Origin of the sequence: Collinsella sp. BG-O-102 (genome assembly GCF_023656745.1) — a bacterium.
In the GTDB taxonomy this organism is placed as follows: Bacteria; Actinomycetota; Coriobacteriia; order Coriobacteriales; family Coriobacteriaceae; genus Collinsella.
This window is the reverse complement of the sequence record NZ_JAMOKO010000016.1, coordinates 20,672-32,620: the sequence shown is the minus strand read 5'-3', so window position 1 is coordinate 32,620 and position 11,949 is coordinate 20,672. Positions and strand designations below refer to the sequence as shown.

Annotated in this window: 8 protein-coding genes and 1 pseudogene; 5 read left to right on the top strand and 4 right to left on the bottom strand. The window is 60.3% G+C overall.

Annotation, left to right across the window (positions count from 1 at the left end; all coding sequences use genetic code 11):
* Nucleotides 1–85 precede the first annotated feature (85 nt).
* The 4 genes and pseudogenes from NBH09_RS08285 to NBH09_RS08275 all read right to left on the bottom strand — a co-directional run bounded on the left by NBH09_RS08285 (nucleotide 86) and on the right by NBH09_RS08275 (nucleotide 5,813).
* Nucleotides 86–3,469: a DEAD/DEAH box helicase gene (locus NBH09_RS08285; protein WP_250787678.1), complete on the bottom strand. Its 3,384-nt coding sequence runs from the start codon at nucleotides 3,467–3,469 to the stop codon at nucleotides 86–88.
* A 2-nt stretch (nucleotides 3,470–3,471) separates the two neighbouring features.
* Nucleotides 3,472–4,332, bottom strand: coding sequence for a class I SAM-dependent methyltransferase (locus tag NBH09_RS08280; RefSeq protein ID WP_371736606.1), 861 nt, complete (start codon nucleotides 4,330–4,332; stop codon nucleotides 3,472–3,474).
* Nucleotides 4,333–4,356: 24 nt separating this feature from the next.
* Nucleotides 4,357–4,431, bottom strand: a pseudogene (locus NBH09_RS10130) (hypothetical protein); the annotation flags it as partial.
* A 1,169-nt stretch (nucleotides 4,432–5,600) separates the two neighbouring features.
* The gene (locus tag NBH09_RS08275) at nucleotides 5,601–5,813 is read right to left on the bottom strand and encodes a YlcI/YnfO family protein (RefSeq protein ID WP_172596416.1); all 213 of its coding nucleotides are present in this window, start codon (nucleotides 5,811–5,813) and stop codon (nucleotides 5,601–5,603) included.
* Between the two features lie 1,099 nt (nucleotides 5,814–6,912).
* Between NBH09_RS08275 and tet(W) the strand changes: the two genes are divergently transcribed.
* From tet(W) to NBH09_RS08250, 5 genes are all read left to right on the top strand, one after another.
* Nucleotides 6,913–8,832, top strand: coding sequence for a tetracycline resistance ribosomal protection protein Tet(W) (gene tet(W), locus NBH09_RS08270; RefSeq protein WP_250787677.1), 1,920 nt, complete (start codon nucleotides 6,913–6,915; stop codon nucleotides 8,830–8,832).
* On the top strand, nucleotides 8,718–9,032 hold the full coding sequence (locus NBH09_RS10125) for a DUF4368 domain-containing protein (protein WP_430393067.1): 315 nt from the start codon (nucleotides 8,718–8,720) through the stop codon (nucleotides 9,030–9,032). Before tet(W) ends, NBH09_RS10125 begins: the two co-directional genes overlap by 115 nt.
* Nucleotides 9,033–9,648: 616 nt before the next feature.
* Nucleotides 9,649–10,020 carry a YraN family protein gene (locus NBH09_RS08260; protein WP_075279297.1) on the top strand — a complete coding sequence of 124 codons (372 nt, stop codon included), beginning with the start codon at nucleotides 9,649–9,651 and terminating at the stop codon, nucleotides 10,018–10,020.
* 204 nt (nucleotides 10,021–10,224) lie between these two features.
* Nucleotides 10,225–10,989 (top strand): ParA family protein, encoded by a 765-nt coding sequence (locus tag NBH09_RS08255; RefSeq protein ID WP_075279298.1) that lies wholly within the window; start codon nucleotides 10,225–10,227, stop codon nucleotides 10,987–10,989.
* The gene (locus NBH09_RS08250; RefSeq protein ID WP_101677773.1) at nucleotides 10,976–11,932 is read left to right on the top strand and encodes a ParB/RepB/Spo0J family partition protein; all 957 of its coding nucleotides are present in this window, start codon (nucleotides 10,976–10,978) and stop codon (nucleotides 11,930–11,932) included. The genes NBH09_RS08255 and NBH09_RS08250 overlap by 14 nt, the downstream gene beginning before the upstream one ends.
* Nucleotides 11,933–11,949: the final 17 nt, after the last annotated feature.

The following is an 11,949-nucleotide window of genomic DNA, read 5'->3' as shown; positions in this document are numbered from 1 at the left end:
TATCCTCACGCCGTGCCGCACTCACCGCCGCTCGCGCAGCCTCTGCACGCCCATCCTGTTTGCTGTCGACTACTTCCGCCACGCGCTACGCCTCGCCCAGCTTGGGCCCGAAGACGCGCTCGACGTATGCCTCCAGCGTGCCCTCCTTGGCGAGCTCCGCGGCGTCCGCGAGCTCGAAGTTAGAGTCACATCCTTGGCCGACCTCGTCGTGGAAACCCAGGATGAAGTGGGTGGCAATCTCGTAGATAATCTTGGTGGGCGCGATGCCGAACACCTGATGCTCCAGGATGTGGTCCAAACGCTCGCGGTCGTCCGGGAAGGCGGCCTTCATGCCCTCGCTTCGGTACAGGCGCTTGATGATCTCGGTGATGTAGAGGCCAGACTTCATATACAGGTCGGCGAAGGTGTGGCTCGGGTCATCGAAGCAGCCCGGGTTCTCCTTCTCGAAGAGGTCCACCATCTGAACCACGACGTTGCGCGGCGTGAAGATCTGATTGGTCTTCTGGGGCGGCACGTAGTCGAAGATGTCCTCTGTCTGGGACTCGTCGAAGTAATTGGCCAGGCGTTCGCGCAGCTTGATGAACTCGCTCACGGAGTCGTTGAATACGACCTCGTCGAAGAGGTGCCCAACGAAGCGCTTTACCTCGCCGGTCTCGCCATCGGTGTAGTCGCCGCCATCACGCAAAAAGCGGAACTCATCAACGGTGATGCTCGTGACGTCCTGGAAGACGTCAGCGGGGATCACGGTGTCGAAGTTCGCGAGCGTCGTGCCCTCTTCGCCGTAGGCCATGAGGAACGACGGGATGGTACGCGAGAAGCCGCGCAGATGAGCGCGCACCTTGTCCTCGATGCCCTGCTTCTCGTCCTCTTTCTTCGCCGTCTCCACCTCGCGCACCACGGTCTCGCCGGCGCGTTGCACGAGCTCCTCGCGGGAGTCCTCGAGCTTCTGGGCGAGCGTCTGGAACGCCTCCGCTTTCTGCTCGTCATGGCGCTTGTTCACCTCGGCGCGCTCGGTCTCGCTTGTCGCCGCCTTGAGCTCGTCCTTGCGCGACTGCTCGATGCGGCGCGCCTGAATCTGGTAGTCGCCGACCTGGCGGTTGAGTTGGATGTCGGCGTCCGCCTGGACCTTGCGCTCGATCTGCTGCTGCTGGCGCGGCTTGAGCTCGCTGCCGTAGCTCTCCTTGGCGGCCTGTACCAGAGGCGCGGTCACGCTCTGCTTGAAGGCCTCCTTGAGGTTGTCGAGCATCACCCGATCGTCGTCATCGGCCTCGTGGGCTTTCGCGATGTCGTCCATGTGGCCTGAGAATTCGACGGCGATGTCGCCGTAGACCTTCGGCCCGAAGATGTCCGCAGCCTTGCCTACGACCTGCTCGTCGGGAATCTCCACCTCGCCCTCGTCGTTGATGGAGAGCTCGTCGGCCGTGCCCTCATCGATCTCGACCTTGTTCTTCTCGGCGTTCTGTGCCTTGCCCTGCTCGTAGGGATCGAAGCGCTGGATGATCTCCACGACCTCTGCCGGCGCGCGGAAGACGCTCGCGATGTTCTGGAACAGGAAGTTGCTCATAAAGCCGCGCCTGACCACCTCGCGGGCATGGATGCGCCTCGGCACGCTGAGCACCTGCTCGGCGTCGAGCTCGACCATCTGCCCCTCTTCGTCCTCGCCGTAGACGGGGAAGAAGTTCAGCAACTGACGGATATGGCGCTCGCGCGTTTCGACATCGCCGCCGCCGCGCGCGGTCTCGCCGTACAGGTCGTTGGCGAACTGCTCAAAGATAGTAAGCGTGCGCGCCGGGTCGAAGTCGAAGACGTAGGCGTTCTCCTTGCGCGCGTAGTTGCCGCCGCCCAGGTCGAACAGGCACGGGTTCTGGCTGCGGAAGGCCGCCTGCATGTACAGTGCGGGGCTCGCCATGTTCGAGAGCATGAGCACGGCGGTCCACTCCGGCACGGTCACGCCCGTGGTCAGCTGGCCGACCGAAAGGGTGATGGTCCTGTCGTGGTCCTTGATCGCGCGGCGTACCTTGTCGAGCGATTTCTCGTTCTCGTCATCGGCGTCGATCTTGCCGTCGCCAGCAGCGAGTACCACCTCGTAATCCTTGAAGACGGGGTGCGCCTGCAGCTTCTTGGCGAGGGCGCGGGCGGAGTCGACGCGGTTGAGCATCCAGAACGTGTGACGCAGCTCGTCGCGCAGCCCGGGTGTCGAGAACGGGAACTTCTCCTGCGTGGTGAGCGCGTCGAGGAACTTATCCACGTCGGCGTCGTGCACGAAGCCGCCGTTGTGCTTGGTCGAGAAGAACTCGTTGAGGTCGAAGGCGAACTCGGTCTGCTCGCCATCAATCTCCATGCCGCCGCGGGCCTCCTGCTCGACGATGTCGCTCATCTGGTAGGTGAGCAGGTTGAGCTTGGGGAGGTTGGCGTAGGGGTTCGGCTGCTCAGAGTCGGCAGGCCAGTCACGCTTGGCCTGCTGCTCGTCGGCATAGGTCCAGTTGTAGATGGCGTCGTCGGCGAACTTCTCGTTTGCGATGGCCTTGAAGGGCGTGCCAGAGAGGTGCAGCGTGAAGCGGCGCTTGATGTGGTCGAATGCCACGTCGGTCTTGAAGGTGTCCACGCCCTCGTGTGCCTCGTCGATGATGAGCACGTCCCAGGTGAGGTCGGCCACCTCGTCGAGCTTCTGGTACACGCCGCCGAAGCGGATGGAGCCCTTGAGGTCCTGAAGGCTCACGAACTCGATGAACCCCTTGGGGCCTTCCGGGTCGTTGCGGATGGCGCGCAGGTACTCCTCGCGGCTGAGGCAGTAGGGCTTGCCGGTCAGAGCGTCCACGCCGCTGATGAAGCGGTAGCCGCCCTCCAAGCCCACGAACTTCACGTAGTCGTCGTACCAGGAGTTGGCGATGGCAGGGCGGTTGGTGACGATGAGCACCTTCTGCGCGCCGATACTGCGGCACAGGTCGTATGCGGTGAGCGTCTTGCCGAAGCGCGGCTTGGCGTTCCACAGGAACTCGCCGCCGTGCGCGCCGCCCTCGTCCCAATGGGCGCGGGCGAAGGCTCCCGTCTGCTCCACTGCGCGCTGCTGCTCGGCGCGCAGGGTGTAGGAGGCAGCGCCGGGTGCGTCCAGCACGCCGTCGGTGTCGCGGAACCGGTAGAACTGCTGGTGAGACTCCTCGCCGCTAATCTTGAACCATTCCTTCTTGGGTTCGCGCTCGACGCCCTGCTTCTCGAGGTAGGCGTGGAAGTCGGTGTCATGGAACGTGCCCGCACGGTGCTCCCACGTGGCGTTGCCGCTCCACTCCAGATGCCACTGCACGTCGGCGGTGTGCGTTTGCTGTTTGATTCGCTCGCGCACGTCCTGCTCGGTGTAGCCGATCTTGGTCCAGCCGTTGTGGCGGACGATCTCGGGCGTGGTGTGGGCATAGATCTGCGGCACCGCGGGAGCGGTGGTCTCGATGATCTGGGAGATGTCGATGCTCGCCATTGCTAGTCCATCTCCTTCACATGGGATTCGATGAACTGAATCTCCTCGTCGTCGAGGCCGTACTTCGCATAGAGCTGACGGTCGATGTCAGCAACAGACTGCGACCAATCGATGTCGGAGTCAGAAGTAAAGTCCTGTAGGGGGACATACTTCCATTTTGGTGCGGGATTGTGCTGCGTAATCTTCAGAATTCCGAGCATGGTCCGAGCGAACTTCGATTTTATGTATTTGAGGAGAGCCGTAGCTTCCGCTTCGGAATTGAAACTGCCAATGCTTATGAAGGACTGCGTATGCCCTATTAAGGGCCGCCCTATTAAGGGCGTAGAAAGCACTTCTCCAAGCGCGCCCGATCCGTTGGCGGCAGGAACAAGTACTTTCCATTTGTCGAGGTTCGGATGCGGAGCGATATATCTGGCGGAAATGAACTTGTAAGCTCTTCCGGCGCGACCTCTGCCAAAGATTCTGATGCAACTATCTCCGTCGCCAGGCATCTCGTCAAAGAAAACTACATTGTTAAGGTTGTCGAGAACGTTTGTCTTAAGGTCATAGTCGTGGTTCTTGCTCAACAGACCATGGTCGTCGTCAACATAACGAATCTCGGGATGGTCTTCGTGCATGGCTTCAGTGAAGTGGTAGCTATCGGCCGCGAAGATGATATCGCCGAGGGGTTGGATGCCATGTTTTACAACCTTCTCTTTGATGGTACGAAGCTCATCGAAATGTGTGAACACTTCTATCGCACCGAAATCCCGATCAGCATCTCGATAGGTAACGGCAACACCGCCCTTGATGTCGGTATTCGGAAAGGCGCTGGACGCATCCGCTTTATAGCTCATCACTTTGAAATGGGGGTCGTTAAGCATCTTCCTGTTCCAGGCCTTTGGGGTTGAGCCGGCGTCAAATAGGAATCTAGCGGGAGTGACAAGCTCCACCTTGTCGGAAACCTTGAACGCCGAGTCCATAAACTCGTGATAGATGGGCGGTGCATAGGTCTTATTGCCAGAATCTTGTTCCGCCACTGAAAGCTGATATGGGGATTACCGATTACCGCATAGAACTTCTTTCCCATAATTGCTGCCTCACCTTTCAATGCGGCGAACTCGAAGGGCTCGCCGTTCTGCCAGTCGTATATCACGCAGAGGGGAACCGTTTCCCTTGGCTCCTCTTCTTTGGTCTCTTCGGTTGTCTCGTCGGGGAATACGTCATCGAACAGGTCGAAAAGCGACGGTTGCATCGGCTCCGGCTCGGGCTCCTCGAACGTCCCCAGGGTCGACTCCACCTCGGCGCCCATCTTGTTGGTGGGCACGGCGTCTGTGAAGCCGTTCATCTGCCAGAAGTTCCAGGAAACGATCCATGCCGCCTGCTCGAGCTCGTCCTGTTGGGGGCCCGACCCCCAGCGATTGCGGAGATGCTCGACGAACGTCTCGAGCACATTGACGCGAGCAATAAGCAGGTTGTCGCCCTGGTACTCGAAGCCGTACGTCGCGCGCAGCGCGTCGAGGGCCCGGCGCACCCATTCCTTGCGAGTCTTGGTCTTCTCGGTCACAACGCGAAGCTTGCGGTCAAGGAAGCCTACGCGCTCGCTTACGGGTAGCTCGTCTCCCGTCACGGTGTCGTAGCGCGAGCACACAAACGGCGCCTCGCCACACGTGATCTCGAGCCGCGTAGCCTCCACGTATGCGCGCCAGCCGTGTCCCTTTGACTTTGGAAATTCGATTGGATCACTAGTCGGCGTCCATGTATTGGCGCCATCATCCGCAACGATCTCGGTGTTGAAGACATCGCGCCGGCCGAACCAAGCCTCGTCCAAGTCGTTGTTCATCTGATTGCACAGCCATGACGGGGTGAACACCTCGGCGCGGCTCTTGGTGCGCTGGGATTGCTTCTCCTGCTCTTTGGCGATGCGCGGCTTGATGACGCCGGAGTTCATGCCCGTGATCTTCTCGACGGTCATCTCGTCATCGCCCATGTAGCCGTCGCCTAGGGCCTCGTATTCGTTGTCGGCCCATATGATGTTGCGCCCCGTAGTGCGGTCGCACAGCAACGTCTTGAGAATGAAAGTCGGGTATCGGCGGTCGAAGGACTCTATGAAGCCTTCGACCGAGATGTCGTGCATTGGCTCCGTCACGGGCTATTGTCCCTTCTTCGCGAGCTCTTCGATCATGCAAGTGCGCACAAAGGCGGAGAAGCTCATGCCGCGAAGGGCAGCCTCCTCCTTCGCCGCGTCGCGCAGGGTGTCGGGGATGCGCAGGGTCACAGATACCTGGTCGCCGTTTACCAGGAAGCTCCTGATCTCGGTCTCGCCGGGGTTACCCTTGATGAGCTCCTTATAGCCGTTAGACATTCGCGCCTCTATCCCTCGAAATGCAATACAAATGCGTTTTCTGAATTATAACGCAGCGGTACGCCGCGGCACTGGGAATAGGGGGACATCAGCCGCTCGGACACAATGCGACACCGGGCGGCGGAGAAGATCATCCGGCCGGAATCAAGGAACAGTTTCCGGACCGGGTTTCGTTCCTCAGTTATCGCGCGGTTTGACTTTGGCCCGCTCCTCCGCATAGAGGACCTCGTTCTGAGCCTCCAGGATGCGCGCCGCGTCGCCGATGCGCTCGGCACACCTCTCGCTTATAGACCTCAGGGCCAGGACCCCCTCGACGTCGAGCGGGTCCAGCTGGTCGGCGTGAGCCAGGGACTCGAGCAGCTGGTCCAGGCCCCTCGCCAGCCTCCCGGCATCTGCCACCGCGTCGAGCAGTTCGAGGCGCTATATCTTTTCTTCGTAACCCAACATCTGCTTGTCTCCTTCTCTCAATGCTCATGTACGGTAAGGAAGCAAGCAACCGAAAACAAGAGATAGACCGCCAGCACTACACTATTCCGAACCAAAGACCAAAAGATAAGCATTGTGGGAAAATCTAAACTTTTGGATTTTCCTACAATGCCAACTACGGCGGAATCCCTCCCACTCCTTATATCTTTCTGTATACATTGAATTTGTATTTAGTAAAATGCAGACAACACCACGGATCGGCTTTTGGTTGGACAATTCCAACCAAACACCACAGCAGACAGCAGAAAACATTCTGAACGCTAGGAAGCCGGTATGATTGTTACATATAAGGGGAAGAAAAATTTCTTTTAGGTACTTGCTTTCCTAAAACTGATGTGATACAATGATTTAATCCAGAAAAGGAGTAAAAAATATGCGGCAAGGTATTCTTAAATAAAATTTGATAATGGGCGCAAAAATGATTGCCCCTTGCAGGGGCTTAGTTTTTGTACCCAATTTAAGAATACTTTTGCCTTTTTAGTAAATATCGTGACGGACAGCGGCTCATGTAAGCCGTCATACTTCTGTTTGTCCGAAGTCATGATCCCCAGCGGTAAAAGTATTAGCCGCTGGGGATTTTTGCGCCCATTTGGGCCTTGTATGGAGGATAGACATGAACATTATCAATATCGGGATTCTTGCCCATGTAGACGCTGGAAAGACAACCTTGACGGAGAGCCTGCTATATGCCAGCGGAGCCATTTCAGAACCGGGGAGCGTCGAAAAAGGGACAACGAGGACGGACACCATGCTTTTGGAGCGGCAGCGTGGGATTACCATTCAAGCGGCAGTCACTTCCTTCCAGTGGCACAGATGTAAAGTCAACATTGTGGATACGCCCGGCCACATGGATTTTTTGGCGGAGGTGTACCGCTCTTTGGCTGTTTTAGATGGGGCCATCTTGGTGATCTCCGCTAAAGATGGTGTGCAGGCCCAGACCCGTATTCTGTTCCATGCCCTGCGGAAAATGGACATTCCCACCGTTATCTTTATCAATAAGATCGACCAGGCTGGCGTTGATTTGCAGGGCGTGTATCAGTCTGTTCGGGATAAGCTCTCCGCCGATATTATCATCAAGCAGACGGTGTCGCTGTCCCCGGAAATAGTCCTGGAGGAAAATACCGACATAGAAGCATGGGATGCGGTCATCGAAAATAACGATGAATTATTGGAAAAGTATATCGCAGGAGAACCAATCAGCCGGGAAGAACTTGCGCAGGAGGAACAGCGGCGGGTTCAAGACGCCTCCCTGTTCCCGGTCTATCATGGCAGCGCCAAAAAGGGCCTTGGCATTCAACCGTTGATGGATGCGGTGACAGGGCTGTTCCAACCGATTGGGGAACAGGGGAGCGACGCCCTATGCGGCAGCGTTTTCAAGGTGGAGTATACAGATTGTGGCCAGCGGCTCATCTATTTGCGGCTATACAGCGGAACGCTGCGCCTGCGGGATACGGTGGCTCTGGCCGGGAGAGAAAAGCTGAAAATCACAGAGATGCGTATTCCATCCAAAGGGGAAATTGTTCGGACAGACACCGCTTATCCGGGTGAAATTGTTATCCTTCCCAGCGACAGCGTGAGGTTAAACGATGTATTAGGGGACCCAACCCGGCTCCCTCGTAAAAGGTGGCGTGAGGACCCCCTCCCCACGCTGCGGACGTCGATTGCGCCGAAAACGGCAGCGCAAAGAGAACGGCTGCTGGACGCTCTTACGCAACTTGCGGATACTGACCCGCTTTTGCGCTGCGAGGTGGATTCCATCACCCATGAGATCATTCTTTCTTTTTTGGGCCGGGTGCAGTTGGAGGTTGTTTCCGCTTTGCTGTCGGAAAAATACAAGCTTGAAACAGTGGTAAAGGAACCCACCGTCATTTATATGGAGCGGCCGCTCAAAGCAGCCAGCCACACCATCCATATCGAGGTGCCGCCCAACCCGTTTTGGGCATCCATCGGACTGTCTGTTACACCACTCCCGCTTGGCTCCGGTGTACAATACGAGAGCCGGGTTTCGCTGGGATACTTGAACCAGAGTTTTCAAAACGCTGTCAGGGATGGTATCCGTTACGGGCTGGAGCAGGGCTTGTTCGGCTGGAACGTAACGGACTGTAAGATTTGCTTTGAATACGGGCTTTATTACAGTCCGGTCAGCACGCCGGCGGACTTCCGCTCATTGGCCCCGATTGTATTGGAACAGGCATTGAAGGAATCAGGGACGCAACTGCTGGAACCTTATCTCTCCTTCACCCTCTATGCGCCCCGGGAATATCTTTCCAGGGCTTATCATGATGCACCGAAATACTGTGCCACCATCGAAACGGTCCAGGTAAAAAAGGATGAAGTTGTCTTTACTGGCGAGATTCCCGCCCGCTGTATACAGGCATACCGTACTGATCTGGCCTTTTACACCAACGGGCAGAGCGTATGCCTTACAGAACTGAAAGGGTATCAGGCCGCTGTCGGCAAGCCAGTCATCCAGCCCCGCCGTCCAAACAGCCGCCTGGACAAGGTGCGCCATATGTTTCAGAAGGTAATGTAAAGATACCTACCGTCAACGCCGAGAAATTTATGGGCATTGTCCGCAAGCACCTTGCCTTTGAAGAACTGACCCCCACTCTCTTGCGGGAAATGATCGAGAAAATTGTGGTGCATGAGTGCAGCTATGATGAGAACGGCACCCGCAGGCAGGACATTGAGATTTATTACAGCTTTGTCGGCAAGATTGACTTGCCCGAATAACCGCCCGACCTATCCGACACAATGGCCAAGTGTCGGATAGGAACGGCAAAATTTTTTGCACTTCTATTGCTTCTTTATCACACATAAGCAAACGGACGTGTCGCGCAGCACCGTAGCCGTTCCGCGCAACGAAAAGCCTCACCGCCAGCGATCTCGTGCGCACATCGGCCGCAAGCGGCACGGGAGAGGCCGTCCCGATTAGGGTAGCGGCGCCGCGACTCGGAAACGCGCCTCCGTCCTCCACGCGACGTCCCGACGTAACCCTCGCGAGCGCCCCGGCAACCGCCGACGGGCCGCATCCCATGCCCGGAGGGTCTCGGCGCCCATGGCCGGTTCCATGCCGCACGCCTCCGCCCCTCCGACCCGAAACCCGCCCCGGCGCTCCTTGGACGCGCAGGGTCGCACGCCGGCAGGCGGCCCGCAAGGGCCGCGACACTTTTTCGGGTTCTTCGCCCCATGCGCTGCGCGCGCGAACAACGCGAAAAACTGACGTCGGGAGATTTCTACAACCACGTCCGACTTCGCTTCCTCCCTTGCCGGCACGCCCGCGCTGCATGCGACTCACGCGACGCAAGGCACGCCACAGGGGCGGGCCTCAGAGTCTAAGGAGCAAGACATGAACGACATGAAGGAAAAGGCGATGGGCGCGGTCAAGGCCTTCCTCGAGCGCAAGGGCTACGAGATCGTCGACGAGGCCTGGCAGGGGCCCGAGGGTATCGGCGGGATCGACCTCGTGGCGGTGGACGAGGACGGGACCCTGGTGTTCGTCGACGCCACGGCCCGGATCGGGACGGACGGCTTCCCCGAGGCCCACAGGGCGCGCGGGCTGCGCGAGGCGCTGGCGGCGACGTGGCTCGCCGGCAACGGCGACGACTACGCCGACACCCCGGTCCGCTTCGACGAGGTGGCGATGATGGTCGTCAAGGAGAACCGCGCGCTCCTGCGCCACCACGTCAACTGCTTCGGCGAGATGGAGCCGCTCTCCTAGGCGGCGCGCCCGGCCCCGGGCTCCCGGGGCCGGGTTTCCCCGAAACTCGGCCCCTGTACCACGAAAGCGTACATATCCGTACGTTTTCGTGATACACTCCGCTTGTCGGACAAATCCGTACGATTTTGTCCCGACGCTCCGAGACTCGGGGCGCGCCGGACCGGATGCGGCGAGGCGCGCCCCACGCTAGAGAGGACGCGACCCATGCGCACGATAGCCATTTCCAACTACAAGGGCGGCGTCGGCAAGACGACGACCGCCGTGAACCTGGCGGCCATCTTCGCCGCCCGGGGCCTTCGGACCCTGCTCGTCGACCTCGACCCGCAGGCGTCGGCCACCGACTTCTTCGGCCTCTACGACCGGGCCGCCTCCGAGCGGCGCACATCGGTCGAGCTGCTCTACGGCGGCGCGCCCGTGGAGGAGATCGCCTACGCCGCCGGGGAGAACCTCGACGTGGTGGCCTCGACCATCGACCTCGTCGACCAGAACGAGATGCTCCTGCGCGAGCAGCGCCTCAAGTTCGCGCTCGACGACGCCTCGGGCTCCTACGACGTCTGCCTCATCGACTGCAGCCCCGTGATGCGCAGGCTCGCCTTCAACGCCTACCTCGCCGCCGCGGAGGGCGGCATGGTCGTCATCCCCGTGAAGCTCGACTCCACCGTGATGCGCGGCACGGCGCTCACCGTGGAGGCGACGCGCTCAATCGCGGACGCCCTGCGCATGCCCACGCCCAGATGGAAGATACTGCGCACCTGCGTGCCCGGCCGCATGACCAACGCCGAGACCACGGGCGCGGCCGTGCTCGACGGGTTCTTCCCAGACGAGCAGTTCGAGACGGTCATACACGCGAGCAGCAAGGTCTGCGAGGGCAGCTGGCAGTGGAAGCCGGTGGCCGCCTTCGAGCCGGGGAGCCGCCCCGCGCGCGACTACGAGGCCCTCGCCGACGAGGTGTACCGTGAGCTCGCCTAGCCAGGTGGCCGCGGGATTCACCATCACGGGGCTCCTCGACGGCGCGTCCCGCACCCGCGGGCGCTACCCGGTGTCCGAGATCGCGGTGGCCGACATCGCCGACCACCCGGCGAACGCCGCGTACTCCATGGACCCGGCCGGCATAGCCGAGCTCGCCGAGTCGATACGCCAGGACGGCCTCACCGACCTGCCGCTGGTGCGCAAGGTCGGAGACGGCTCGTGGCAGATGGTCTCCGGGCACCGCCGCAAGGCCGCCTACGCGCTGCTCGCCAAGGACGACCCCGCCTACGAGAGGATGCCCTGCCGCGTGATAGAGGGCATCGACGACGAGCGGGCGGTGACGCTGCTCCACGCCGCGAACTACTTCACCCGCGCGCTCACCGTGACCGAGCGCGCCGCCGCGACCGAGGCGCTCAGGGGCGACGCCGTGCGCCTGCGCTCCGAGGACCCGTCGCTTTCCGGCATGCGCGTCGACGACGTGAAGGCCGCCATCATCGAGCGGCAGACGGGCCGCAAGGTCTCCGGCAAGACCATCGCGCGCGAGGAGAGGCTTGCCCGCAGGATCGCCGAGGACCTCTCGCCCGAGTGGGCCGCCGAGGCCGACCGAGGCAACCTCAGCGCCGAGGCGGTGCGCTCGCTCGCGGGCATGCCGAAGGAGCGCCAGGCGGAGATGCACGCCGCGATGGAGCCCTGGCGGCGCACCAAGCGGGAGCTCTCCGACTACGTGAGGAGCGAGAGCAAAACGCAGGCCGGCCCCGACGGGCGCATCGCGAAGGCCGCGAGGCTCGTGGCCGACTTCCTCGAGAGCCCGCCCGAGAGCCCGAGCGCTGCCGACCTCTCGCTGCTGCGGGAGATGGCGCTCATGACCGCGCCCTACGCGGAGGCGGGCGCAGGAGCCCGGAAGGTCCGAAGAAGGGCCTCGCATTCGAAATCCAGCAAGTAGCCTATGGCGTCCGACAT